The sequence below is a fragment of the Dolichospermum circinale AWQC131C genome, assembly GCF_000426905.1.
Lineage (GTDB): Bacteria > Cyanobacteriota > Cyanobacteriia > Cyanobacteriales > Nostocaceae > Dolichospermum > Dolichospermum circinale.
Genome location: NZ_KE384633.1, coordinates 89,884 through 115,209 on the forward strand (window position 1 = coordinate 89,884; position 25,326 = coordinate 115,209).

General features: G+C 35.8%; 26 protein-coding genes. 8 read left to right on the forward strand and 18 right to left on the reverse strand.

Features of this window, described 5'->3' with window-relative positions; genetic code table 11:
• Positions 1-46: 46 nt before the first annotated feature.
• The 7 genes from ACIR131C_RS0116970 to ACIR131C_RS0116995 all read right to left on the reverse strand — a co-directional run bounded on the left by ACIR131C_RS0116970 (position 47) and on the right by ACIR131C_RS0116995 (position 7,121).
• On the reverse strand, positions 47-1,366 hold the full coding sequence (locus ACIR131C_RS0116970) for a D-alanyl-D-alanine carboxypeptidase (protein WP_028091167.1): 1,320 nt from the start codon (positions 1,364-1,366) through the stop codon (positions 47-49).
• A 347-nt stretch (positions 1,367-1,713) separates the two neighbouring features.
• On the reverse strand, positions 1,714-2,784 hold the full coding sequence (locus ACIR131C_RS0116975; RefSeq protein WP_028091168.1) for an LOG family protein: 1,071 nt from the start codon (positions 2,782-2,784) through the stop codon (positions 1,714-1,716).
• 336 nt (positions 2,785-3,120) lie between these two features.
• A complete protein-coding gene (gene trxA, locus ACIR131C_RS0116980) occupies positions 3,121-3,453 on the reverse strand; it encodes a thioredoxin (protein WP_028091169.1) in 333 nt (110 codons plus the stop codon).
• A 74-nt stretch (positions 3,454-3,527) separates the two neighbouring features.
• Entirely contained in the window at positions 3,528-3,722 is a 195-nt protein-coding gene (locus ACIR131C_RS25710; protein WP_155963164.1) for a hypothetical protein, read from the reverse strand.
• A 66-nt stretch (positions 3,723-3,788) separates the two neighbouring features.
• Positions 3,789-4,952: a GuaB3 family IMP dehydrogenase-related protein gene (locus ACIR131C_RS0116985; protein ID WP_028091170.1), complete on the reverse strand. Its 1,164-nt coding sequence runs from the start codon at positions 4,950-4,952 to the stop codon at positions 3,789-3,791.
• A 332-nt stretch (positions 4,953-5,284) separates the two neighbouring features.
• A complete protein-coding gene (locus tag ACIR131C_RS0116990) occupies positions 5,285-5,827 on the reverse strand; it encodes a YdcF family protein (protein ID WP_028091171.1) in 543 nt (180 codons plus the stop codon).
• Positions 5,828-6,452: 625 nt separating this feature from the next.
• Entirely contained in the window at positions 6,453-7,121 is a 669-nt protein-coding gene (locus ACIR131C_RS0116995; protein WP_028091172.1) for a DUF1614 domain-containing protein, read from the reverse strand.
• Between the two features lie 186 nt (positions 7,122-7,307).
• Between ACIR131C_RS0116995 and ACIR131C_RS26870 the strand changes: the two genes are divergently transcribed.
• The 6 genes from ACIR131C_RS26870 to ACIR131C_RS0117020 all read left to right on the forward strand — a co-directional run bounded on the left by ACIR131C_RS26870 (position 7,308) and on the right by ACIR131C_RS0117020 (position 13,662).
• Positions 7,308-7,514 (forward strand): hypothetical protein, encoded by a 207-nt coding sequence (locus ACIR131C_RS26870; protein ID WP_071604969.1) that lies wholly within the window; start codon positions 7,308-7,310, stop codon positions 7,512-7,514.
• Positions 7,515-7,608: 94 nt separating this feature from the next.
• Positions 7,609-8,697 (forward strand): AI-2E family transporter, encoded by a 1,089-nt coding sequence (locus ACIR131C_RS23090; RefSeq protein ID WP_035372321.1) that lies wholly within the window; start codon positions 7,609-7,611, stop codon positions 8,695-8,697.
• A 231-nt stretch (positions 8,698-8,928) separates the two neighbouring features.
• On the forward strand, positions 8,929-11,040 hold the full coding sequence (locus tag ACIR131C_RS0117005) for a hypothetical protein (RefSeq protein ID WP_028091173.1): 2,112 nt from the start codon (positions 8,929-8,931) through the stop codon (positions 11,038-11,040).
• A gap of 70 nt (positions 11,041-11,110) precedes the next feature.
• Positions 11,111-11,767: an OmpA/MotB family protein gene (locus tag ACIR131C_RS0117010; protein WP_028091174.1), complete on the forward strand. Its 657-nt coding sequence runs from the start codon at positions 11,111-11,113 to the stop codon at positions 11,765-11,767.
• An 18-nt stretch (positions 11,768-11,785) separates the two neighbouring features.
• Positions 11,786-13,297 carry an EH signature domain-containing protein gene (locus ACIR131C_RS24775; RefSeq protein WP_071604970.1) on the forward strand — a complete coding sequence of 504 codons (1,512 nt, stop codon included), beginning with the start codon at positions 11,786-11,788 and terminating at the stop codon, positions 13,295-13,297.
• A gap of 14 nt (positions 13,298-13,311) precedes the next feature.
• Positions 13,312-13,662: a hypothetical protein gene (locus ACIR131C_RS0117020; protein ID WP_028091175.1), complete on the forward strand. Its 351-nt coding sequence runs from the start codon at positions 13,312-13,314 to the stop codon at positions 13,660-13,662.
• Positions 13,663-13,729: 67 nt separating this feature from the next.
• Here ACIR131C_RS0117020 and ACIR131C_RS0117025 read toward each other — a convergent pair whose 3' ends face one another.
• The 3 genes from ACIR131C_RS0117025 to pyrH all read right to left on the reverse strand — a co-directional run bounded on the left by ACIR131C_RS0117025 (position 13,730) and on the right by pyrH (position 16,492).
• On the reverse strand, positions 13,730-14,848 hold the full coding sequence (locus ACIR131C_RS0117025) for a geranylgeranyl reductase family protein (RefSeq protein ID WP_028091176.1): 1,119 nt from the start codon (positions 14,846-14,848) through the stop codon (positions 13,730-13,732).
• A 380-nt stretch (positions 14,849-15,228) separates the two neighbouring features.
• Positions 15,229-15,777, reverse strand: a complete 549-nt coding sequence (gene frr, locus ACIR131C_RS0117030; protein WP_028091177.1) for a ribosome recycling factor — start codon at positions 15,775-15,777, stop codon at positions 15,229-15,231.
• The gene (gene pyrH / locus ACIR131C_RS0117035) at positions 15,764-16,492 is read right to left on the reverse strand and encodes a UMP kinase (RefSeq protein ID WP_028084177.1); all 729 of its coding nucleotides are present in this window, start codon (positions 16,490-16,492) and stop codon (positions 15,764-15,766) included. The genes frr and pyrH overlap by 14 nt, the downstream gene beginning before the upstream one ends.
• Before the next feature lie 107 nt (positions 16,493-16,599).
• Here pyrH and ACIR131C_RS0117040 point away from each other — a divergent pair, with 107 nt between their 5' ends.
• Positions 16,600-17,490 (forward strand): alpha/beta fold hydrolase, encoded by an 891-nt coding sequence (locus tag ACIR131C_RS0117040; RefSeq protein WP_028091178.1) that lies wholly within the window; start codon positions 16,600-16,602, stop codon positions 17,488-17,490.
• 50 nt (positions 17,491-17,540) lie between these two features.
• Here the strand turns inward: ACIR131C_RS0117040 and ACIR131C_RS25715 are convergent, their stop codons facing one another.
• From ACIR131C_RS25715 to ACIR131C_RS0117080, 8 genes are all read right to left on the reverse strand, one after another.
• Entirely contained in the window at positions 17,541-17,693 is a 153-nt protein-coding gene (locus ACIR131C_RS25715; protein ID WP_155963166.1) for a hypothetical protein, read from the reverse strand.
• Positions 17,694-18,143: 450 nt separating this feature from the next.
• Entirely contained in the window at positions 18,144-18,383 is a 240-nt protein-coding gene (locus tag ACIR131C_RS0117050) for a hypothetical protein (protein WP_028091179.1), read from the reverse strand.
• Between the two features lie 293 nt (positions 18,384-18,676).
• The gene (locus tag ACIR131C_RS0117055) at positions 18,677-18,949 is read right to left on the reverse strand and encodes a hypothetical protein (RefSeq protein ID WP_028091180.1); all 273 of its coding nucleotides are present in this window, start codon (positions 18,947-18,949) and stop codon (positions 18,677-18,679) included.
• A 320-nt stretch (positions 18,950-19,269) separates the two neighbouring features.
• Positions 19,270-19,596 carry a hypothetical protein gene (locus ACIR131C_RS0117060; RefSeq protein ID WP_028091181.1) on the reverse strand — a complete coding sequence of 109 codons (327 nt, stop codon included), beginning with the start codon at positions 19,594-19,596 and terminating at the stop codon, positions 19,270-19,272.
• A gap of 91 nt (positions 19,597-19,687) precedes the next feature.
• Entirely contained in the window at positions 19,688-21,856 is a 2,169-nt protein-coding gene (locus ACIR131C_RS0117065) for a peptidase domain-containing ABC transporter (protein ID WP_028091182.1), read from the reverse strand.
• A gap of 112 nt (positions 21,857-21,968) precedes the next feature.
• Entirely contained in the window at positions 21,969-23,462 is a 1,494-nt protein-coding gene (locus tag ACIR131C_RS0117070) for a beta-barrel domain-containing protein (protein WP_028091183.1), read from the reverse strand.
• Positions 23,463-23,644: 182 nt separating this feature from the next.
• A complete protein-coding gene (locus ACIR131C_RS23100; protein WP_155963168.1) occupies positions 23,645-23,908 on the reverse strand; it encodes a CTB family bacteriocin in 264 nt (87 codons plus the stop codon).
• A gap of 363 nt (positions 23,909-24,271) precedes the next feature.
• A complete protein-coding gene (locus ACIR131C_RS0117080; RefSeq protein ID WP_051347602.1) occupies positions 24,272-24,979 on the reverse strand; it encodes a diacylglycerol/polyprenol kinase family protein in 708 nt (235 codons plus the stop codon).
• Positions 24,980-25,029: 50 nt separating this feature from the next.
• Here ACIR131C_RS0117080 and yidD point away from each other — a divergent pair, with 50 nt between their 5' ends.
• Positions 25,030-25,275, forward strand: a complete 246-nt coding sequence (gene yidD, locus ACIR131C_RS0117085) for a membrane protein insertion efficiency factor YidD (protein WP_028091185.1) — start codon at positions 25,030-25,032, stop codon at positions 25,273-25,275.
• The last annotated feature ends 51 nt before the right edge of the window (positions 25,276-25,326 follow it).

The following is a 25,326-nucleotide window of genomic DNA, read 5'->3' on the forward strand; positions in this document are numbered from 1 at the left end:
CGCTAAAAATTGTATTGATACAGCCCTGCCCAACAACAGACAGTAACTAACCTCTATACAAAATTTCATTGCGATTAGCTGCACCGAAATTTGGTAAAGAATTATCTTTGGGAGGGACAAGGGTAGGGGGAATATCCGTAGATACTTCTAATTCTTTTTCTAAATGTTGGAGAAGTTTATCTTGTTCAGCCCGAAAAGCGGATATATTTCCACCACGGTTAATGATTGTAAACCAAACCAAACCGCGATCGCGTGTAGGTACAACTCCTGCTAAAGCACTTACATCATTAAGAGTACCAGTTTTCATCACAGTTGCCTTGGGCATATGTCGAGAATGCATTGTACCTCGGTTATCCAACCCCGAAGTAGGAAACAAATCAGATAAAGTCAACTTGTAAGAACTAGATTCCCGTTGTAATGCCATAAACATAGCACAAACGGCTCTGGGAGAAATCCGATTTTCCTTACCCAAACCAGAACCATTAATCAGAAGAATTTCTGACTTGGAGACTCCAGCAAGTTGGGCTGCTGTGGTACTAACTACATCAGCACCCCCCACAGATTCAGCCAACATTTCCGCAATATCATTATTACTAAAAACATTCATTTCCTTAATTATTTTTGGCAAAGGTAAGGAAAGATGACGTACTAGTAAAGTTTGTCCTACTTTCGGTTGAGGGTCTACCTTGATATTACCAGCAATAATAACTTGGGGTTTAGGTGTTCCCTTGGGCATAACAGAATATTGGAAAACCACAGAACGAGACCAAGTACGGTGATTTAGTGCTTGCTTGAGTAATTGACCAGCAAGTAATGGATCGCGTTGGAAATTCATCGCAAAAGCACCAGTAATGATTAAATTTCCCTTTACCTGCTTAATACCTATTTTATTCAGACTATTTCCCAGAGCGATAGCCTCTTCCCCGACAAACATAGGATCACCAGTACCAGTAATCACTAAATCGCCCTGTACCACCCCATTTACCACAGGTCCTGTGCTACTCACTAAAGTCTGAAACTGGTGATTTGGTCCCCAAGTTTTAAAAGCCGCTAAAGACGTAGCAATTTTAGTTAAAGAAGCAGCGGGTAAAGGTATAGTACCTTGATGGTTAGCCATTAACATCGGTCCTGACTGTAACCAAATCCCCTGAGAGGACATGAGATTTTGGTCAATTAATTTTGATGTAATTAAACCCTTGAGATATTCTTGTACGGTTATAGCTCCGGCCGGGCTAGGATCAGGGACAAGAATCAAACTAGGGCTACCTGGCCAAGCTAGTGTACTCAAGGCTTCTAGAGGTTGAATTTGTACCTTAGCCATTTCTAGCCACAGAGAAAACAAACCTGATCCTAATAATTCCAGCATAGTTAAATTCCTTTATTTTATTTTTTTTGTGAATCATTCAAGTAATCTACTAACGTAATACGCCACACCAGGTATCAGATAAAATCTGCTGTATTTTAACCACCCCGTATCAAGCCTACTCTGTGCGCTATATCTACGTAATCAGTTTCTATTTCCTAGTTCTTGTTTCCTCTTTTCCTAATCACATCTACTAATATACAAGCCTGATTATATTTATCAGTATTGAGTCATAATAATTAGTATGGTCACATATTTTAAAGTCAATTAGATTACATGATATTAGTTCACCTTTTTTGTTTATTTCCTATTTGCTGCCACATTTTGACTAATTAATAGCTTCCTGTAGTCTATTTCCTTTCTGGATGTGCTGCTTCCTCTGGAGTGGGAATTCCTATCTGATTAATTACCCCAATCATTTGATATAAACGCCCTAAATCTCGTTGATTGAAATATAAAACTAAGCGAGGTAAATTAGATGTTTCATCTTGTCCTTCTTGGGGTAATGCTTGACTCTTGACAATTTTGCCTGTTAGCAGAATATCACTAAAGTTAGTATTAAGTGCTTCCACTTGCTCATCTGATAAATCTTCTCTTAACCTGATCACTAGTTGATCACCAACATAACGACTAGAATGATAAACTTGGTAAAAACTAGTAATAGCATTACAAGCAACTTCTAGATTATCTGTAATTGTGTATAAACTAGGATCATCAGGACTAACAAGCCCCGTCTTTACCAATTTCTCATCAATATACTGATTCCAGGAGCGCCAATAATCACCTCCCGGTTGATCAATTAATACTAAAGGAACTGGACCAAATTTACCTGTTTGGCTTAATGTCATACATTCAAAAGCCTCGTCTTGAGTCCCAAAACCACCGGGAAACAAAGCCACAGCATCACTTTCTTTTAAAAGAAATAATTTGCGGGTAAAGAAATATTTAAAGTTAATTAGTTTAGTATCACCGTGAATAATGGGGTTAGCTTGTTGTTCAAAAGGTAACTGAATATTTAAACCAAAGGAATTGTCTCTTCCAGCGCCTTCTTGACCAGCTTGCATAATTCCACCACCACCACCAGTCATAATCATAAATCCTAACTGGGAAGCGGCGCGACCAAATGCAACGGCCATTTGGTATGCTGGTGTTTCTGGTGCTAGACGAGCCGAGCCAAAGATAGTAATTTTACGTATATGACGATAATTATAAAACAACTGGAAACCACGTTCCATATCTACTAAAGCAGCAGATAGTATTTTCCAGTCAAGACGTTCAATGTCACTATCCGCAAGACGCAAAATTGTAGATAGGGACTGCTGAATAAATTGCCGATGTTTTAGTGTTGGTAAACGGCCTATTAGTTCAGCAATATCCGCTTGCAGAGAATCTAATGAAGAAAAAGACGCTTCAGAGGTCATACGTACTGCCGTAATAATGGCATTATATTTTAACTCAAGTTACTAGCACACTGCGGCATAAGTCAACTAACAATCACTAAAAATCCCTAAAAGGCTTATGTAATTTGCTTTTTGAATGCCTTGCTGTACCAGTAACTTACGTTATTTTAGATGATATTTCCCATATTGACTGTAATTATTACAATATAGGTTTCTCAGTAACTAAGTTTTATCGAACTAACAATCATCACAAGAATGCCCGAAAGTGGTACTGACACTAGGCTTTTTCTGTAAGCACCATTTTCGGTACGTAATTGATCGTATCAATGAATAAATAACCCAAGAGAATTTTGTTACTTATTCAGCTTTAAGATACTTTTCCAAAGTGTTAGCTAAAGTGGTTTTAGGTACAGCACCGACCACCATATCTACTTTTACTCCATCTTTGAAAATCATTAGTGTGGGAATACTGCGAATACCATACTGACTTGCAATATTAGGATTTTCATCAGTATTGACCTTCACAACCTTGATTTGCCCTACGTACTGAACCGCAATTTCGTCAACAACAGGGGCTACCATGCGGCATGGACCACACCAAGGGGCCCAAAAATCAACTAATACGGGAACTTCGCTGTCGAGGACTTCTGGCTTAAACGTAGATTCTGTAACTTGTTGTGCTGCTGACATACCTAAAAACCTTTACATAAAATATTTCCGAGCTTGGTGAAAATTCTACCACAGCAAAAACCTCCTCTTAGGGTTTAAGGATGAGTATTTGCAAAGAAATTAGAAAATTCATGTCCAACATAAGGAACCGCCCGAACAATAGTCCGGGCGGAATGTGGTGTGAGGAGTGAACGGAAACATTTGTCTCCGCCACTTCTATTGTAGGCTAGATATGTGATTTTTCCAGTCATTCTCAAAGTTGTTGTCAATTGTCCGTTTTTAGTGGTCATTTGTCCGTTGTTAGCAGAAAACTCTCGACTAATGACCAATGACCACTAACCAATGACGTGAATGAGTTATTTACCCATGCCTAACTGTTGGGCTTTTTGGTAAACTTTGCCTTCGGTTAGTAGAGAAGGAGCAATGACGACTTCAACTTGCTGCATTTCTTTAATGTTTTTAGCGCCTAAAGTTCCCATGCTGGTTTTTAAAGCGCCTAAAAGGTTATGAGTACCGTCATCTAAGCCGGCAGGGCCTGTGAGTATTTGTTCTAGAGTTCCGGTAGTACCAACGCGAATCCGAGTCCCACGAGGCAATACGGGGCTAGGGGTTGCCATGCCCCAATGATAACCCCGTCCAGGGGCTTCTGCGGCTCTAGCAAAGGGAGAACCAATCATCACACCGTCTGCACCACAGGCGATACATTTACAGATGTCTCCACCAGTGATTAAACCACCATCAGCGATGATAGGAATATATTTTCCGGTTTCTTGGTAATAATCGTCTCTAGCGGCCGTACAATCAGCGATCGCAGTAGCTTGAGGTACGCCCACGCCCAGTACCCCGCGAGAGGTACAAGCTGCACCAGGTCCAATACCCACTAATACTGCTGCTGCACCAGCTTTCATTAATTCCAGTGTCACTTCATAAGTAACGCAATTCCCCAAGGCCACGGGAATGGGCATAGAGCGGCAAAATTCCTCTAAATTAAGGGGAGTAACAGATTCTGGGGATAGATGATCAGTAGAAACTACTGTAGCTTGGATAAAAAATAAATCTGCCCCTGAAGATGCTGCTACTTCACCATATTTGCTTGCACCTGCTGGAGTTGCACTAACCGCTGCAATACCGCCTTGTTGTTTAATTTCCTGAATACGTTTTTCAATTAATTCCGGCTTTATTGGTTCGGCATATAGTTCTTGCATCAGGCTCACAAATTCGTCTTTGCCCACGGAGGCAATCCGATCTAAAATCGGTTCGGGATCATCATAACGAGTTTGGATACCCTCTAAATTAATTACTCCCAATGCCCCCAACTGGGACAAACGAACGGCCATTTTCACATCAACCACACCATCCATTGCACTGGCAATAATGGGGATTTCTCGCTCAATATTGCCGATTTTCCATTTAGTATCAGCTAAACTCGGATCGAGTGTTCTGTTACCAGGGACTAAAGCAATTTCATCAATTCCATAGGCTCGTCGAGCCAATTTTCCCCGCCCAATTTGAATTTCCACGCTTTAACTTTTCTCAAAACTGTTTAAGATAGGGTATCAAATTGTGGTGATATTGGGAATTGGAAACTATCGAAAATTTTGAACTTTTAATTTCGTTCTGATCTAGAACTTACGCAAGTTCCACAAAAAAATATCATATCATTTGTTTTTAGTCAGGGCTTTAGCCCTGATCTTATTTCCGTAACGTCTCCAAAAGCAAACTCAAGTCCTGACTACAATCTAGAATATTATACCTACGTTAAGTCCTGTAATGTGCTATTTCCCGTTGGTTGAACTTGGTGTTAACAGATTCTTATACAGAATAAACTTCATCCTCAGATTTATGTCAATGGTTAGCTTTTTGGGATTGGTTTATTTTTAGCATGATTAGCACCTGTGTAACCTGTAGCTACCCAAATCACTGCCCTAGCACCATCCCGAATAGATTTTTCAATGGGTTCTGGTGAATTTTTGGAAGGAACTGATACGGGTTTAAAATTTATGCCTCGACTACCTAAAACAATTTCACCAATTACGCAAGCACGAACCATATGAAAGTCAGATGTGATTAAGTAAACACTTTTTATCCCACGAGATTGTAATTCATCTACTAAAGTGGTAAAATTAGTAACTGTGTCTACAGCTTCATAATCTAAATTTAAACGACGAAGATCAACTCCTGCATTAGCAAATATTTTTTTGGTATGCTGAGGTGGACTACCCCCAGAAATCCAAATCGGTATATTTGGATGTTGATGCGCTAATTTAGCTGTAAACTTTTCCCTTTCTAACAGGCGAGTAGAACCGCCTAGAACTAATATTGCTTGTGGTTGTACAACGTGATTTTGTACAGTTTTATACCCCCATAATGTGAATAAGGCTATTATGCAAGCCATAAACCGTAAAGATTTACCTGTCAACAGTAGCTGATTCAAGGCCTTTAAGGTATGTCTATTTCGATGAGAATCTTTTTTAACAATCAGCACCATGACGGAAAAAGATGATGGTTGATATAGGTAATGCGTGACCCGCTGACAAGAGTTTTGGTTGATTTGCAATTAAAGTTACTGAATCTATGTTGCTATAATTTCTGCTGTATCCTAGCTGAGAAAATTAATCCAAGAAAGGTATAAGAGCAGTTATTTACGATGTTATTGTTAGATACACATCTAAGACCCAGTAGACTTAAAAGCTGAAATTAAGTAAATAGACGTGAGATCACTAAAATATGTGAAGATAAGTAAAATTATCTCAAACTTCTTCACTCTGGCTATGTATCTCTGGCCTGACCACAGCGACAATTTTTAACGCCACCCTGCTCATTGTAACTTATTGCTAATGGGACTCAATACAATTTTCTGCTCCTAATTAATACAATCAGGACAAAATCTACGGATTGTGATATTCACTCCAAGATGTCTCTGAATTTTACACCTGTGCTGCCTTCAGAATCAATCCAGGCTTTACTTTGGTGACTTTATTTTTAACAACTGACAACTGGCAAAGGACAAATAAGATACATCAACTTAGTAACAAGGCAAATAGTCCACATAAAGCAATCCCATCAAACACACCAGCGCCCCCAAGACTCAACACACCCGAACTCATCGCTTGAATGTCTTTGAGATGCAGCAAATCAGCACCAATCAGAGTCCCCAAAACACCACCAGCAAAGGCTACAGGAGCAGCATGGGGTGAAGCTATTAGTATTGCCGAGACGGCTGCACTCAAAGGGGCAAGTAAGGGATTGATTTGAATCCCAATTCCTGGTACTACTTGGGCTGCAAAGTAGCTAACAACGGTAACAATTGCTGTAACTAGCAGAATTGCCAGGGCATTTCCCTGGGAAAATTGGTATAATGCTAACACCACAGGTATTAATCCACCACCCACATTTAGAGCTACCACTGTAGAACGTTGCACTTGTCTTAACGGAATCCCCCAAAATTCTTTTAACCACAGTGCTGCAAATTCGTCTGCTAATTGGACTGGAGCTTCTAAGCGGTAAATAGGAATATTGATTGTGCTGGTAACAATAACTAGCACTAATAATAAAAAAGCAGTGTTAGAAGAAAAACCTAACTTAGCTACTGCAATTTCCACTACGTCTATTGCCACCGCAAACCAAATAAATGGTAGCAATAGCAATAAACCAATAAATAATAGTATTGAAACCGGTAAGTATATCATGGAAATGGGAAAATAGAATGAATTTGGCAATCAACATCAAATCCAACTGATACACAATACTAACAATGACAATCACTCAACTGTCTACTTTTTGTCAGGTTTTATATTTATAAATATTGTAGAAACTCAAGGGTAAGGTTTAAATTAGTATATACCCTATAAAATCATGTATTTTGCCGCACTGTTATGGAAAATCAACACGGCTACACCCCACAGGCGATCGGATTTTTGTTGAAACTGCTATTATTTTCGGCTTTGCTCTCGGTATTAATTAAATATGCTGCTCCGTTTCTATTGATTCCAGCAACAGTGACAAGTGCGCTAATTATGGTTTTATCACCAACTATGGTGATGGCAACCGTTCTATTATGGCGAGTCCCAAGACAAAAGTAAAGTTAACAAAAAAAATATAGGTGGTGTTGTTAAAATCAGCTAACCTAACGGCATTGACATCAAAAAGCATCTTACTAAGCTGGGAGTCTCGTTTGTGAACATTGGTCAATGGATAGGTATAATTGCCTTAGTTATATCCTTATATATATTGTGGCAACTTCGTGAGGTTTTGCTACTAATATTTGCTGCTGTGGTGTTAGCAACGACTTTAAATCGTCTAGCTCGACGTTTCCAAAGCTTGGGAATCAAACGAGGATTAGCTGTTTTATTGGCTGTGGTGATTTTTTGGGTTGGTGTGGTTTGTTTTTTCTGGTTAATTGTACCACCCTTTGTCCAGCAATTTCATGAACTTACCTATAGAGTTCCTCAAGGTTTTGAACGTTTTAATGCTTGGGTTGATGAACGCAGAACTTATATCCCTCCACAATTATTACCTTACATACCGGATTTGAATGGTTTAATTGAACAAGCACAACCGCTATTTAATCGCCTATTAGGTAACTCTTTTGCTTTTGTCTCTGGATCTTTAGAAGTTGTTCTGAAAATTTTATTAGTATTAGTTTTAACAGGAATGTTTTTAGCTAATCCTCACGATTACCGAAAAGTATTTATCCGCCTATTTCCCTCATTTTATCGCTCGCGGGTCAATGGGATTTTAAATCAGTGTGAAATATCGTTAGCGGGATGGATCACAGGGGCTATTATTGCTGTCGCGGTTGTGGGATTAATGAGTCTATTAGGATTGTCAATTTTAGGTGTAAAAGCAGCATTGGCATTGGCAGTATTAGCCGGATTTATGAATTTAATTCCTAATCTCGGTCCAACTATGAGTGTATTACCAGCTATGGCGATCGCTCTATTAGATAATCCTTGGAAAGCCCTGGCTGTCTTCATTCTCTACTTTGTGATTCAACAGGTTGAGAGCAATTTTATCACACCTGTGGTCATGGCACATCAAGTATCCTTACTCCCTGCTGTCACCCTAATTTCTCAATTATTCTTTGTGACATTTTTGGGATTTTTAGGATTATTTTTGGCACTTCCTCTTACCGTTGTGGCAAAAATTTGGGTTCAAGAAGTTTTAATTAAAGATGTCTTAGATCAATGGGTTCATGATCATAAACATCATCAAGAATTATCAGTAATTGATGAATCTGCTGATGGAAATGATGATGACGGTTGACTGTAAAAAATACTAGTATAATTACTGTTGGTAAGGGATTTTACCTGGGTAAAAACCAAACACTGTAAAGTTTTATTGCAGTATTTAACACTTCTGTTTTCTTGGATTTCAATATTTGATATATATATCAATATTTGGGTAATTTCAGGTTTGACAAGTTGATTTGTTTAATGAAATTTAACCTACAATATACTGTTTTTTGTAATGAGTAATTAGAGGATGTAAGAAAATATGCCAGATATTTCTATACTTTTTTATGTAGCGATCGCTATAGTTGTTATAGGAGGAATAATCGGGGAAATAATCTCACTAAAAAAATATTATAGACAATCTAACTTTGATCAAAAGATAATTAAACATTTATCAAAACAGAAAACCAATATAGCTACAAAGAATGTCAAATCTTCGATTAATGATTATTTAGAAAAGGTAATTGAAGATTTATTAGGACACAAAATCAACATAGATACAATACATTTAAAATCTTGGATTAACGATCATTTAGAAACAGAAAATGATAAACCTATTATAAACAATAATAAATATATCCTCAAACAATATCCCGATATTTTTAACGAATCTACTCGTAGTAACTTACGTTTTATTGGTACTCTGTGTACCGCTATTGGTGTATTAGGAACATTTTATGGTATTCAAGCAGGAATAGCAGATATTCCTTTAGGTAGTTTAAACAAGACAGATGCTTTACTGGAAGCAGTAGGAACATTATTAGAAGGTATGAAAACTGCATTTTCTACATCTTTAATGGGATTAGGATGTGGAAGTTTATTTACAATTTTTTTGTTTTTTACAGACTCGATTAAACAATCCCAACACGATAAACTAAGAAAGAGTTTACACAGAATTACTGTTACTAAAAAAGATGGACGTGATGATGCAGTTAATAGTTTAAAAGAAATAGCTGCAAGTTTTAGAAACTTTGATTTTAATGCTAATTTAAGAGCATCTCAAGCATTAGAAAGAGTAGCTCAAAATCTTGATGCTAGAATTATTGGTACAGAAGTAGGAAATGCAGTTAGTGTGCAATTAGATAGAACAATTGAAACTAGATTAACTCCTGTATTTAATAATATTGCTGATTCCCAAAAAACATTAACTGAAATTAGCACAGTTCAAAGAAATGTACTGGAAAACTTAATTATTGAAATGAAAAATCAATTAATTATTCCATTAGTAGATAGACTAGATCAAAGTGCAACTTTAACTCAACAAGCATCCGCAGCAGTAACTAAATTAAATAATGAATTAGGAGGAATCTCCGAAAAATTAGCTGATTCAATTGTCACTATTCAACAGTTTCAACAAGAGACATTAGGAGAATTAAATAATTTTGCTAGTAGCTTACAATCTACCTTACATGATTTCCAAAGAGACACCACTAACGTTTTACAAGAAACAGGAGTTTCTATTACTAAAGCAGTGGAAACAAGTATTACAGGTATGGAATCTCAACGGGAAGCATTTCAAGAAAGTGCAGCACAAGCAGCAAATACATTTAGAGGTATTCGAGAAGATTTAGAACAATCTTTAAAAACTCAATCTGATCAGCAAAAAGAGATATTACAAGTAGTTTATTCTCGATTTTTACAAATATTAAATCAAGCCAATGAAAACTTCACAACTCAAACACAAACATTAGAAACTGTAGGTAAAGAAGCATCACAATTAATGAATAATGCTAAGGAAAACTTAGAACAAACATTAACTAATATTGATGATACTTTACAAAATACCCGTGTCACTGTACAAGAGGAATTACAAACATTTAGAATTGAATATCAAAATAGTTTAACTCAATTCTTTAATGAACAAAATCAATTATTAGAAGGTACATTAGGAACTCAAAGAAATGCTTTACAAGAGGTTGTTGATAATTTACGTGATGCTTTCGCAGAAGAAACCCAACGGATACAATCATTAATGAATGATTTAACTAATACTATTAATGAAGTCACTAGAGGTATGAATGAAATTGATCAGGTAACTAATACTATGCAAACAAGAGTGAGAGAAATACAACAATTAGCAGCAGCAATGGGTTTAAACTCAGGAGAAAGATTAACCCAATTACAAGAATTGTCTCGAAATATTGGTACAGTAACTCAAGAGTTTAATACACTTCTTCATAATTGGGAAAATCATCTCAATCAATATATTAATACATCAAAAAATCATCTTGATCAATATATAGATAAATCAACAAATTGGCAAACTGAATTTTTTAATCAAGCTGATAGTTCAATTGCAAAAGTATGTAGTGGTTTATTAGAAACTGCTAACGTTTTAGTTAAAATTGAAAATGATCGTCGCTGGAATCAATAATGTATTTTGATATATTTTCCTAACCTCAAAGTAAATTACCAAAAATCAACATCAACAGGTAAATTATCCCATGTTTAATGATCTCAACTTCAACAAAAATCACGATGATCAAGATGAAGAAAGTTCCGCAACTTATCTTTCTATTGGTGATTTAATGTCAGGTTTATTAATGTTTTTCGCTTTGCTTTTTATTACTGCTTTAATTCAACTAAATGAAGCCCAAAAATATATTAAAGTAACATTCATAGATGAGTTACAAAGAGAATTAAAAGCTAATAACATTCAAGTGAAAGTTGACCCTAATACCGGAGATATTAGCTTGAGAGATAGCATATTATTTGATACTAATAGTTCTAAATTAAATCCTCAAGGTGAAAAAACATTACAAAAATTAATCCCCATTTATAGCAAAGTAATTTTTGAAACTCCCAAAGTTAAAGATCAAGTTGAAAGAGTGATTATTGAAGGTCATACTAGCGCTTATGGTGACAATGATATCAACATGGAATTAAGTTTAATGAGAGCGTGGCAAGTTGCTAAATATACATTATATCAAATGCCATTTTCTAATAAAACTCATAAATCACAGTTAGAAAGAAAAATTATGGTAGTAGGAAGAGGTGAAAATGATGCTAAAATAGGAGATTTACCAACAGATAGAAAAGTAGTATTTCGTATTCAATTTAAAGGACAAGACTTAGGTAATTTAAACACACCAAAAAAATAGACCAAAAAAAAGAAACTTATGATTAATAAAAATCTCCATGAAATTATTCCACCAGATCATCAACCTCATAGATTAATTGCTCTAGCAGCACAACAGAAACCCAGTAATATTAATCTATCTATATTAGCATTGAAAGAAAAAATTGATCAAAATAGAGTTGAAGAAATTAGTTTTATAGAATGGATATGGTGTATTGATAATGATCAAGTTTGGGAAATTTTACCAGCATTAGACAGAAAACAATTATCTTTAAAAATTTGGCATATATCGTTAAATAACGAATGGTTATATTTTACCTTAGTTCGTCGTTTAGCTTGGTTTTTTAATGGTCAAAAAAATGTGATCATATCCGATTTAGTTAATAGTTTTTACACCTGGAGTAACTCAATTTCTGTACAGAATAATCTAGTTATTAAAATTTTAGTTACTTTAGGAACAGATCAAACAAAAAGAGAACTGGTAAAAATTACCTGTGAACAAAATTTAACTCGCAATGAATTATTAAAAAAAATAAATAATGTATTACCAAATATTCCTATTTTCAAAGATTATGTTTTGGAAATATCACCTTATTTTACTAAAGTTCTACATCCAATTACATTGGATAAAGTTAATTGGTTATTACGTTGTTTTGATGAAATGGAAGAAACGACCCAAATTACCTCAGTGGAATATATCTTAAATCATCTTTCTACGTCCATAGTTGGTAATTTTCCTGAGTTGGTTAATTGGCTAAAAAATAACTTTACTAATTCTAGTAAACAATCAAAATTATCCAGTCAAGCTAGACAGAAATTAAGAATTTGGATCGGTGCAGTTAATTATCAAGACTTTTCTAACTTAGTAGATTTAATTATTGATAAAATCTCACTTAGTACAACAGAACAAAAGCAGTTAAAAAATCGTCAAAGTTTTTGGTCTAATTATAGTAATAGTTTTGTCAGACTCAAAATTTTACTTCCTAGTCGTTCCTGTGATATCATCAATAATGATATTAGACTAGATCAAGATATTCAAATATTAGAAGATGATGGTAGCGATGAAACAGAAATATGTATTTTTGATTTAGGAGAAAATGGTTTTATTGTGGAATTTTTCAGAGGTAAAGGTAGTGAAACTAGATTATTTCCTCAAAATGATTATATAGAAAGTGTTTTATTTAGTTCTCAAGCATTATCAGTAAAAAAGATTAGAAAATTAGGTAGTGAAAAACATGATCACGCTTATTTTTGGCAATGGTCTTGTGAAAAATTATTAAGAGTCAAATATAATATTATCCCCAATGAAGGAACTAGAGAATTTATTGTTATTTCTATCAAGTATACTAGTCCATCATCAGCAACATCAAATAAACCTATTCTGATAAGAGATAAAACTAGACATTATGAACAAACGAAACTGCGATATAATTTTCAATATGGTTTACCAGAACCTTCTGAAAATCAACTAGAAAGGAGAAAACGAGATCAAAGAAGATGGTTAAATGAAATTGAAAGATTAGAATTAGAAGCCAAACAATCATCATTATAACCATATAAATCACCATGAAAGATATTTTTAAAAACCCATCAATAGAAACATTAGTTAATGAAATTGTTGCTTTAAATCATAGTTGGAAAGCGGCTGTAGAATTATTTGGAGATGATAGTCCTTTATCCCAAAGTGCAAGAGATTTAAAAGGATGTTTACAGGTAAGATTATTACAGAGTTATCCAGATCAAGTTTATTTAATCATAGATAAAGAAACTTCAGAAACAGCAGGGGAAGAATTATATAGTTTGCGTTTAGTAACTCCTATTAATAATCGTAATAATGCTGAACATCTACCTGTAAGAGTTGCGAAAAAATTACTTTCTCAGCAGGAAATTGCTAAACGTGAAAACGATGTGATGTAAAAATCTCAAGTTCCTTAACGGTTGACTGTTTTCTGTTTCAAACCCCTGCTCCCCTGCCCCTACTACATCAACCAAAACCAGGAATTAATCGCTTCAAGGCACGACCAGCGACATCACCATAGCGCAATTCACCACAGAGGATTTTACCCATAATCTGAGCGCCGGAGGGGCGTTTGACACCGACTTTATAACCAATACCGGGGAAGCGATAAAATGCTCCTGCTAATTTTTGCGCCCAAGCCATATCAGTTCCCCATTGTTCGTTAATGGCATCGGTATAATTTGCTAAAGCGTTGGCATCACCACTTAAAGCATCGTGAATAAATCCTGCTGCTAAGACACCGCTAAAAATAGAGGGACGAATACCTTCAGCGGTAAAAGGGTCAACTACACAAGCTGCTTCTCCTGCTAAAACTGCGTTTTGGGTGTGTAGCTTTTGATTACCATCCCAAATACACAAAGGATGACCGTATTGTTTACTATTTTTGACATCTACATTAAAAAATTGAGCGTATTCATCTAAAATTTTCTTAAAGTCTTGGGGTTCACCACCGATAAATGTACCAACACCGATGGAATAACCGTCATCTTTGGGAAAATTCCAGATATAGCCGTTTTTGATTAAACCAAATTCAAAGTGAATTGTGGTTTTCTTTTCAACGGTTGCGGGAATTTCAGCCTCTAATGCGCCAGCTAGACGGCGTTTACGGTCTTTAAAACCGAGCCATTTAGCCATTGGACCCTTTGCACCGTCGGCGGCGATAAGATAACGACCCGTGACTATTCCTGTAGCTGTGGTCACTTGCCAAGAATCGTTTTTAAATTCAATACCTGTGACTTCTGTATTATCTTGTAGTTCAGCCCCTTGCTGTTGAGCTTGTTGGATTAAGAAGTGGTCAAAAATTTCCCTGCGTACCATCCATACGGGTTCTTTAATATCTATTTTTGCTTCCACGGGATCACCTAATTTCCAGGTAAAGCTCAAAGAGTCTACTTTGGCGGAAATTGCGGGGTTAAAGTCAAAGTCGAACCATTGAGCAATTACTGGTGAGACACCACCACCACAAGGCTTATATCTAGGTAAGGATTCCTTTTCTAGGACTAACACTGAGCGACCCTTTTTAGCTAGATGGTAAGCGGCTGTGCCACCGGCAGGTCCAGCCCCGACAATTATGCAGTCGTACATGATGGCTAATTTTTTAATCTGATTTTAATTAGTTTATTTTCCAGTATATATGAGGGATTATGATCTTTTATAAATTTTTAATGAATATAAGCTGCACTATATTTAATTTGTATGATTCTAGCGGGCAAGATGCCCACACCACAACTTTAGATCAATTTTAAATGGGTAACAGCTTTTAACTTCTCACCTCTTACCAACTGAGGGGATGAAGATAAAATTCTTAAATTAATACCTAGCAATTGGGTTATAAACCGCGTTTATACGGAAAAACCCACTTTATGGTGGGTTTACAAACCTTGATTTTTCCTCAATCAGACTCAAGTAGGACTTTAGTTATATAGTAGCGAATTATATTCGCCATTAACTTTTAAAAGATCCTCTTAAACGGTTGAGATGTCCTTTTCCTTTTCTGCCAGCAGTTCGTCTATTTTGGCAGTATACTTGTTGGTTAGTTTTTGGAGTTTGTCTTGTTGATCCCGTGCTTCATCTTCAGGAATTTCAGCGTTTTTTTCCTGTTTGCGAATGGAATCAATAGCATCCCGGCGGATATTACGAATTGCTACACGACCTTCTTCCGCGTATTTACCCGCAAGTTTGACAAATTCTTTACGGCGGTCAGTTGTTAACGGGGGAATATTCAACCGGATCACACTACCGTCATTGCTGGGAGTTATACCCACATCTGACAGAGAAATGGCTTTTTCAACAATATTCAAGCTGTTCTTATCGTAGGGCTGAATCAGGATAGTGGAAGCATCAGGTGTGCTAATGTTTGCCAGTGATTTTAAGGATGTTGGTGTACCGTAATACTCGACCTGTACTTTATCTAACAAACTCGCATTGGCGCGACCAGTGCGAATTGTATTAAAAGCCCGTTGAGTAGATTCAACGGTTTTCTGCATTGTACTTTCAGCTTCAGCTAATTTCACAAGAACCTCCCACAAGGGTGCCAATAGATTCTCCCATAACTGCCCGGTGGATATTACCTCGCACCGTTAAGTCAAATACTAAAATGGGGAGATTATTTTCTTTACATAGGGCAATTGCGGTACTATCCATGACTCGCAAATCTTTAGCCAAAACGTGGGCGTAGGTAAGAGTAGTAAAACGCTTGGCATCAGGATACAATTTAGGGTCAGCATCGTAAATTCCGTCCACTTTGGTGGCTTTGAAAATCACTTCTGCTTCGATTTCTGCTGCTCTTAAAGCCGCAGTGGTATCTGTGGTAAAAAAGGGATTACCTGAACCAGCCCCAAAAATTACCACCCGACCTTTTTCTAAATGACGGATAGCACGTCGTCGAATATATGGTTCTGCTAGTTCTTGCATAGCAATGGCGGTTTGAACCCTTGTCTGTATTCCCATTCGTTCTAGGGAATCTTGCAGGGTCATGGCGTTCATGACTGTGGCAATCATGCCGATATAATCGGCAGTAGCCCGATCCATACCGGCTGACGCGGCTTTAACACCTCTAAAAATATTACCACCACCAACAACGATGGCGATCTGAACACCGGTGGCTATCACCTCTCCTATTTCCTTGGCTATTTCCTCGACCACTTCCGGGTCAATGCCATAGCCCAGGTTGCCCATTAAGGCTTCACCGCTCAGTTTAAGTAAAACCCGTCGGTAATTCGTTCCCATGAAGTTCCGCTTTATCAAAAAAGTTGCAATTGCCTCCAATTTAAGATAGCAGTACAGTGGCTATCTGTCTCTAGTTACCTTGTCCCTGATCTAAATCTACATTTTCTATGACAATTTCTACAAACGGACTTACTTCCCCAAAAACCTGGCTTTGGCAAGGTTTCCCCATTTGTTACCAAACCCAAGGAACTACAGGACCTGCTATTATCCTGATTCATGGTTTTGGTGCTTCCTGGTTACATTGGCGCAAAAATATTCCCGCTTTAGCTGTAACCTGTCGGGTTTATGCCATTGATTTAATCGGCTTTGGTGGTTCAGCTAAACCTAAACCGGGGGAAAAAATTACCTACACATTAGAAACCTGGGGACAACAGGTAGCTGATTTTTGCCGGGAGGTCATTGGTGAACCAGCTTTTTTCATCGGTAATTCTATCGGTTGTATTGTCGCTATGCAAGCGGCGGTAATTAACCCAGATATGGCTCTGGGAACTGCTTTGCTTAACTGTTCTTTGCGATTATTGCATGATCGTAAACGTCTAAGTTTACCTTGGATAAAACGTTTTGGTGCGCCAATTTTACAAAACTTTTTAGCGATTGAATCGGTAGGTAATTTCTTTTTCAGTCAGTTAGCTCAACCAAAAACAGTTAAAAATATTCTTTTACAAGCTTATGCTCAGAGGGAAACAGTAACAGATGAGTTAGTAGATATTTTAATGACACCGGCAAAAGATCCTGGGGCTGCGGCTGTATTTTTAGCTTTTACTGCTTATTCCAGTGGTCCTTTACCGGAGGATTTATTACCTATAATATCTTGTCCAGTAATTATTTTATGGGGAACGGCTGACCCTTGGGAACCTATTAATTTAGGTAGAGAGTTAGCCAATTTTCCCCAGGTCCAAAAGTTTATTCCTTTAGAAGGTGTAGGCCATTGTCCTCAAGATGAATCTCCTGAGTTAGTTAATGGTATTTTACTTGATTGGATTGGTGAACAACATTAATCTCTATCTATTTTTGACAAATAACTTGGTTTTATACCAAGTTATTTTATTTACCACCAATAGCGATCTCCATGACTTCTATGACATCCATAATCTCTATGACCTCCATGATATCCATGATATCCATGACCTCCAGATAGAAGTTGCTGTTCTTCTACGGATAAATCTACCACTAAATCAGATGCAACACTTTGATTTAACATAATAATTGTTAACCTCAATTCAGCTATGGATCGTGTACCTACTTTTATTTTATAAAGGTATTTTTGATAAAATTAATGATGCTTTAGTTAGAAAATAATAATTATAATTTGTATCTTTTGACTTATCTATCTTCTATTTGTAAATCTATTTTTGGGTATTTTGAGAAAATTTACTTGTCCTGAAGTTATAAATTTAAAAAATAAAAGTATGAATTATAATCTCATAGGGGAATAAGTTACTCCAACAAAAGTAAGAATAAAGAAAAAAGTAACTACTACAAACAGCAGTTACTTTTCCATCTTCAGCACTTTTAATTAAATCTCTGAAAAGAAAAAATGAGAATACCTAAATATTCTCAAAACTTGACTTATTTTGAATGAATTACCTAAGTTTTCCCCTATTTTGAATCATTTCAGAGTTTAAACTAAGAGACTACCTGATTAGCAATATTAGGTCTTGTCTTGACTATCTGAAGAACTTTGACTAATATCAGAATCATCGGCAGGTCGTGTTTCAGAAGGATATATATTGATCACTGGACTGAACACTGGATTATTTTCTACTTTCTGTCTTATTCCACCACGTCGTCGACGTAAAGGTTCGTAATTATCACATCCTCCAGATAAAAGTTGTTGTTCTTCTGAGGATAGTTCTATAAGTAAATCAGTTGTGATGTTTTGGTTTGACATAATTATATGCCTCAATTAAGGATCTGAAATTTTTCAAGAAATAGATAGTGGTGAAAGTATAGCTGTAGCCATCAAGATTAAGACATAAACCATAATGACCAGACTTGATTGCTATAGGACTCCTATTTGATTTTTGAACAGAACTCGGTACATACTGAAATCCTTCTTCCCTGTTCCCAGTTAAGAGTTCCCTGTTCCCTAACTCAACCGAAAATTCACAGAATCAAACCGGATTCCTATATTTATTTAGTAACTTTTCTCCTCTCTTGACTAATGCCAAAGTTTCAAAGTAACTACTGGTAATTTATATTACCATATTCATTATCCCTGCGATCACCACCACCGTAATCACCATCGCCCTGATCACCACCGCCGTAATCACCCTCGTATCTGCGGTCTGGAGGAAGGATTAAGTTAACGATCTGAGTATTTTTTTGCCTTTGTCCCCCTCTGCGCCGACGATGAGGATGATGCTCCCAATGGTGTCCCCATCCTCCAGATAAAAGCTGTTGTTCTTCTGTGGATAACTCCACAAGTAAATCAGATTTAATGTTTTGATATGACATGATTCTTAGCCTCAATTTATGAATAGGTGAATAACACCTATGCTTCTTTTATAACTATTTATTATGGGAAATAAATGATCCTCTGGTTATAAAGTTCTGTAATTTTAAATTACTCTTAGGTTATATATCTATTTAGATAAATCTCTCTCTTTTAACTCATGTTTGTTTATTTTATTTATCTAATTAACAGTACATAATTATATACTCTATTTTTTTATCTTCAAAGAAGTTAATTATCAACTCAAACAGCAGAAAATGTAGAGCAGGAAATCAACCTGTCTCTACAAGAAAATGTTTTAATTTAATTAAATCTAGCTATTTTAGGAAAATAAATTATTTAGAAAACCGGGTAATAAATTGCTCAATTTATCACCACTAGAACTAATTGTTAGTAACCCAAATGTTAACGAAAGCACCATAGTGACTTGGGATAATTTATATTTGGTGGTTTGTGAACTAGAATCACCTGAAGCAAGTTTTAAATCATTTTTACCTTCATTTTCAATATCAGTTTTTTGGAAAAATGAATTACCTTCAACTAATACACCTAATTGGGGAGATATTTGCCCACCAATTAGAGATTCTTGTTCTGCATCAGAAAGATATCTGAATAATTGAGGATGATTAAATTGAGTATTTTTAGACATATTATTTGTCCCTACATAAGTAAGTAATTTTGGTTAAGTAGCGCGATAAAAGCTTAAAAAATATTAAGAAAATATTAATTTACGCCTTAATTTATGCAGTTAAAAACTGCAAATGTTCGCCAGGTTTTGATAAGAAAGTATCAGCAGTTCCTTGAATTTTTACTTGACCTTTTTCGATAAGAACAATCCAATTAGCGCGATGAATGACACTAGGACGATGGGTAATTAAAATTGTGGTTTTACCTGCGCGATATTCCAAAAGACGATCTAAAACATTAGCTTCACTCATAGGGTCTAATCCGGCGGTAGCTTCATCTAAAATTAGTATAGGTGGATTTGTGAGAATGCCGCGAGCGATCGCTAATCTTTGTCTTTGGCCACCAGAAAGATTTGCACCAAATTCTCCTAAAACGGTTTGATATTTATTAGGTAATTGACTAATAAAACCATCTGCATCAGCAATATCACAAGCTTGAACTACCTCTTCAAAAGAAATATTAGGTGTGCCTAAACGGAAGTTTTCTAAAATAGAACGACTCCAAAAATGAGGCTCTTGGGGAACATAAACTACCTGTTGTCGGTAACAATCTAAAGCAATATCTTGGATATTTAAAAAACCGATGCGAATATTACCAGAATCTGGGACATATAAACCAGATAATAATTTAGCTAAAGTGCTTTTACCACAACCTGATTTACCAATTAAAGCAATTGTTTTTCCTCCCGGAATCTGAATAGAAAAATCATCTAATAAATCAACTCTTCCGGGGTGATGAAATTTAAGATTTGCACAACTAATATCGGCATTGCTGGAAATTTGTACAATTGGTTTTTGACTTCCTCCTACTACTTCTGGTGTGGCATCAATAACTTCTAATAATCGAGAAACTGCGGTTTGAGAGCGAAAATATTCATCCACAAAGCTAACTAATGAATTAATTAAAGTTAAAACATTTACTTCTAAAGCATTAAAAGCTAACATTTGACCGATGCTTAAATTTCCTCTAATTACCAAAATACTGCCAAATCCTAGTAAGAGAACGCCACCAATTGTAGATATAATTCTAGCAAGAGTACCGTTGATAATTGCTATTTGTACTGTACTAAAGGTAAGATTAGCTAGACGACCAAAACGACTTTGAAATTCATCCCAAAATTGAGGAGCAGCATTGGTAGTTTTAATTACTTGTGCGCCTTTAAATGTTTCTACTAAAACACCTTGATTTTCTGCTCCTAAAACTAAGAGACTGCGGGTTTTTTGTTGCAAAATAGGCAAGAAAGGTAAAGTAGATAAAGTCATTAAGCCAGCAACTAATAAAGCAGCTATTGTTAATTGCCAGCTATAAAATAACATTAAGCCAAGAGAAATTATAGCGATAAAAAACTGACTAGGTAAAACAATCACAATTTGTGATACTAATTGGTTAATTTCGCCAATATCTCGGAGTCTGCTAGTAATTTCACCACTGCGACGGGATTCATAATAATTTAAAGGTAATTGCAGAAGTTTACGACCAAATTCTAAGACTAAACCTAATTGTAATCTTTGTCCAAAATGAGAAATCATTAAAGCTTGGAATACTTGTAAACCACCACTAAATAAACTCATAACGACAACAGCAGAAACGACAACAGTAAGTAATTGTACATCTCCACGAACGAGAACATCATCTGTTAATAATTGAATCAAAACCGGAGTTCCTAAAGCTAGTAAACCCAGGACAATATTAATCATTAAAACCTGAGTTAGTAAACCACGATAGGGTAAAATGCGACGAAAAAAGCGCGTTATTCCATCTTTTGATTCTTCTTGGGGTTGGTCAGAAAAACGATCTGGATCTGGCTCTAATAAGAGCATTACACCGTTCCAGGCAGCAGTTAGTTCTTCTTTTGTCAAATAACGGATTCCCACCGCAGGATCGGCAATAACGTATTTTTTTCCTTTTTTACCATATAAAACAACCCAATGATAACCTTGCCAATGGATAATTGCGGGTAATGTAATTTCTGTAATTCTGTCTATAATTTCTGGAGAAGCTTTAACTGCTCTAGCATTAAAACCGAGATTTTCTGAGCCTCTTTTTAAACCTAATAATGTTGTTCCTAATTGTCCAGTACCAACAGCTTCCCGACTTTTAATCATACTTAAAAAATGTCCATAATGCTTGCTAATAGAAACTAAACAAGCTGCTCCACAGTCTTCTTCACTTAACTGTAAAGTACACTGATAATCTTGATGATTTTTAAAAGTATTGAGCATATTGAAAATAATTATTAAGAGTATTTTAGTAGGTTGGGTTGACGTGAGAAAACCCAATTTTAAAAAGCTGATGTTGGGTTGCGCTATCCCTTAACCCAACCTACATTTTCACCTATGAATTAGTAATTAACTTGCTTTTTCTCAGGATGAATTGGAGTACAGTTTCCCGACGAGAAATAATATCAGCGTGTCCTTCCATACCAGATTTGAGATTACATAAATGATTACCTTTTCCTAAAAATAGACTTTCTGGTTCAATATTAATTTCATAAGTAGCTAATTGGGGTGTACTAATAATTGAATTATTCGGATTATTTTGTGTGGTTGCTAAAACATCTGCTCCAACAGTTTTGACAGTTCCTTTGAGAGTTCCATAGTCAGGATAGGGACAAGCGGAAACCTGCATTTGCACTGCTTGACCGGTTTTGACTTTGTCAATATCTTTAGCAGGAACGTGAGCTTTGATAATTAAAGGAGCATCTACAGGAGAAATTTGAGCGATAGCTTCACTGAGTTGTACAACCTGTCCAGGGTTGCGGAGTTTAAGTTGCATAAGTGTACCATTAGTTGGAGAGCGAATCACACTTTTATTCAACTCATTTTCTAATTGTTGTAGTTCTTGACGGGTGCGAATTTGTTGTTTTTGTAGTTCTAAACGTTGTTGAAACAAGGTTTCTCTTTCTTTTTTTAATGCTGCTAAATTAGCTTCACCTTTGGACTTTTCTTGTTTAATTCTTTCCGATGCTACTGTTACTATGGCATGACTGGGATTGACGGCACTTTTTGCTTTTTGTAGGTTTATTTGTGCTAATTTAACAGCTTGTTCTTTTTCTTCTTGGAGATTTTTAGCACTAAATTTAGCTTGTTCTAATTTTGATTGAGCCGATTTAACGGCTTGTTCTTTTTCCTCGACTAGATTCTGAGATATTGCTCCCGATTCAGCTATATTCTGCAAGCGATTTCTCTGTAAGATAGCCAGTTTTAATGCTGCTTCTGCTTCTTGTACCGTTGCTATTAATACCTTTTCTTTTTTTAATCTTTCTAATTGTTCCTTGGCTAAATTTATAGTTATTTTAGCTTGTGTCATTTCTGCAATGGCTTTAATTTGTTGATCTTTATAGTTACGTTGAGTTCCAGTTAATTCAGCTTGTGTAGCTATAATAGTCCGGTTATTTAAGTTAGTTTGAGCAATTATTTGAGTATTGATTTGATTAATTTGAGCATCAATTTGAATAAGTTGTAATTGACTTTTCTCAAAAGTATTTTGCAGTTGTCTTTTTTGAGATTGCAGTTGGGAGTCATCAATATAAGCAATTATTTCTCCTTTATTTACTACCTGATTTTCTTTGACAGCAATTCTTTTAATAGTTCCCGTCATTGCTGATTCAACTAACCGTAATTCTCCCAATGGTCGGATAGTTGCAGGAACTTTAACCGTGACGTTATAATAAAGAATGGAGGTAAGACTTGCAGCAACTACAAACATACTAATCATCACTCCCCCACCGATATGAATCCATTTACCGATATGGGGAAGAAACTCATTAGCTTCTAAAATATGGAGATGATCAGAATTTGATTCATTTAAGTTATGGGAATAATTCACGGTATTACACCTTTAGTTATAAATCAATAGTTGAATTGCATAAATTTTCCATAAATAAAGATTCCAGAAACTAATTCACTAATGCTATTCTCCCAAATTCAACTGGTGATATGAATTGGGTTTGGCAAAAGAGAAAATGGTAAAATAACTCTGGAATCCTAATTTGTTTTTATTATCGAAATCTATGAAGGAAGAGTGACAACCGGTACAGCGGGAACAGCAGGTGCAACGGGTGCAGTTATACCTACTGCACCTGTTGACGCGGTAACGGTGGTATTATTTAGACCTCCACCTTTGACTGTACTACCTTGAAGATTAGAATTGCTTTCACCCAATGTGCCTGAACGTCTGTTACCAAAAGCACTTGAGTTTAGAGAAAAATCTGCACCACCGGTTAGTAACTCTTGTTCTTGATCTGATAAGACGGTTAACATTTTATTTGACACGATTATTAGCCTCACCTATGTGATTAAGTGTTTTATTACCTAACAACTCAACTATAAGCATTGTTGGCTAATATTTCATAAATCTAAGGGTAGAAAGTAATGTTTGCAAATTTACCTCTATAAGTAGAGACAAAATAACTTCTAAAAGTAGAGACAAAATAGTTTTTTATCACTAAAATAGTGTTAGCTAATACATTGTTAATACATTAATTTTCTTTTCTAATATCTTCATAATTCATAATTTTTATTGTTTAATTTTTTGTTTTCATAGAAAAATATGATGATAGGAATTTACTTTGGTTTTTCTCTCAAGACAAAATTTAATCTCTATACTTTTAGATATTTGCCTATACCAGCAATTATTCAGTAATTAAAGAGTATCTGAACTAACAGATAACCACAAGTAGCACTACCGACAGGAACGGTTAAATTATCTATTCCCCAAAAAGAAAATGCTTCTAAAATCGTAGCTACTAAGGCAACTATTAAAGAAACTATCCAAGTTTGCCAAATATTACCTTGAGTAACAAGTAAAATAGTTACACAAATCAAATAACTAATTAAAGTCACTGTTAAAGAACCTTCCCAGCTTTTTTGAGAACCGAAAAATATGTATTGATGTTTGCCAAAACGTTTACCAATTAAAGCAGCTAATCCATCTCCCCAAGCCATAATCATAATCCCTAAAACGGCGTATTCAGGTTGATGTAAATGCCAAAAAATACCCACTAAAACCCCAATACTCACAGCATAGAAAAATGTTCCTAAACTATGACGACCGACGCTATTAATACCAGGAAAAATGGGGAATTTATAGGATAACAAGGTGATAATACTCGCCAAAACTGAAGCAGTAATTCCCACATAAGCAGGAATATCTAACCACCAAGCAATTAAAATCACGTTACCCATGCCAATATGCACGATTTTACGAATGATTTCCGTTTCACTATCAGTAAAACGATATACTACCCAAGCAATGCAGATAATTAATCCCACCCAAACCGCAGCGGGGGCAATTTGCAGCGATAATGGAGAAATGGTTTCCAAGCCGAGAAATGTGTTAAACAATGTCAAATAGGGGTATTTTTCACTTTAATCCTACTTTATTAGATTTGGGTATGAAAATGTTATTGATTTGGCTCATTCAAGGTTATCGTTTATTTATTTCTCCTCTGTTTCCCCCCACTTGTCGCTTTCAACCGACTTGTTCTATGTATGCGATTCAAGCAATTGAACGGTTTGGGGTGTTTCGAGGTAGTTGGATGGCTATTATGCGGATTTTACGCTGTCATCCTTTTCATCCAGGAGGTTATGATCCTGTTCCAAATGTCAAGGAAAAATCTTGTTGTGAACATGAACACTGAGATAGTTTCTTGTATTTAATATTTATTAATATTTATTAATAAATAATAATA

Coding starts and splice junctions, on each gene's coding strand:
- ACIR131C_RS0116975 (WP_028091168.1), bottom strand. CDS start 2,784: ATGACCTCTGAAGCGTCTTTTTCTTCATTAGATTCTCTGCAAGCGGAT.
- ACIR131C_RS0117040 (WP_028091178.1), top strand. CDS start 16,600: ATGACAATTTCTACAAACGGACTTACTTCCCCAAAAACCTGGCTTTGG.
- ACIR131C_RS0117065 (WP_028091182.1), bottom strand. CDS start 21,856: ATGCTCAATACTTTTAAAAATCATCAAGATTATCAGTGTACTTTACAG.
- ACIR131C_RS25710 (WP_155963164.1), bottom strand. CDS start 3,722: ATGACCACTAAAAACGGACAATTGACAACAACTTTGAGAATGACTGGA.
- ACIR131C_RS24775 (WP_071604970.1), top strand. CDS start 11,786: ATGATTAATAAAAATCTCCATGAAATTATTCCACCAGATCATCAACCT.
- ACIR131C_RS0117010 (WP_028091174.1), top strand. CDS start 11,111: ATGTTTAATGATCTCAACTTCAACAAAAATCACGATGATCAAGATGAA.
- ACIR131C_RS0117060 (WP_028091181.1), bottom strand. CDS start 19,596: ATGTCTAAAAATACTCAATTTAATCATCCTCAATTATTCAGATATCTT.
- ACIR131C_RS0117025 (WP_028091176.1), bottom strand. CDS start 14,848: ATGTACGACTGCATAATTGTCGGGGCTGGACCTGCCGGTGGCACAGCC.
- ACIR131C_RS0117005 (WP_028091173.1), top strand. CDS start 8,929: ATGCCAGATATTTCTATACTTTTTTATGTAGCGATCGCTATAGTTGTT.
- ACIR131C_RS0117050 (WP_028091179.1), bottom strand. CDS start 18,383: ATGTCAAACCAAAACATCACAACTGATTTACTTATAGAACTATCCTCA.
- ACIR131C_RS0116990 (WP_028091171.1), bottom strand. CDS start 5,827: ATGGCTTGCATAATAGCCTTATTCACATTATGGGGGTATAAAACTGTA.
- ACIR131C_RS0117055 (WP_028091180.1), bottom strand. CDS start 18,949: ATGTCATATCAAAACATTAAATCTGATTTACTTGTGGAGTTATCCACA.
- ACIR131C_RS0116970 (WP_028091167.1), bottom strand. CDS start 1,366: ATGCTGGAATTATTAGGATCAGGTTTGTTTTCTCTGTGGCTAGAAATG.
- ACIR131C_RS25715 (WP_155963166.1), bottom strand. CDS start 17,693: ATGTTAAATCAAAGTGTTGCATCTGATTTAGTGGTAGATTTATCCGTA.
- pyrH (WP_028084177.1), bottom strand. CDS start 16,492: ATGGGAACGAATTACCGACGGGTTTTACTTAAACTGAGCGGTGAAGCC.
- trxA (WP_028091169.1), bottom strand. CDS start 3,453: ATGTCAGCAGCACAACAAGTTACAGAATCTACGTTTAAGCCAGAAGTC.
- ACIR131C_RS0117020 (WP_028091175.1), top strand. CDS start 13,312: ATGAAAGATATTTTTAAAAACCCATCAATAGAAACATTAGTTAATGAA.
- ACIR131C_RS0116995 (WP_028091172.1), bottom strand. CDS start 7,121: ATGATATACTTACCGGTTTCAATACTATTATTTATTGGTTTATTGCTA.
- ACIR131C_RS26870 (WP_071604969.1), top strand. CDS start 7,308: ATGGAAAATCAACACGGCTACACCCCACAGGCGATCGGATTTTTGTTG.
- yidD (WP_028091185.1), top strand. CDS start 25,030: ATGAAAATGTTATTGATTTGGCTCATTCAAGGTTATCGTTTATTTATT.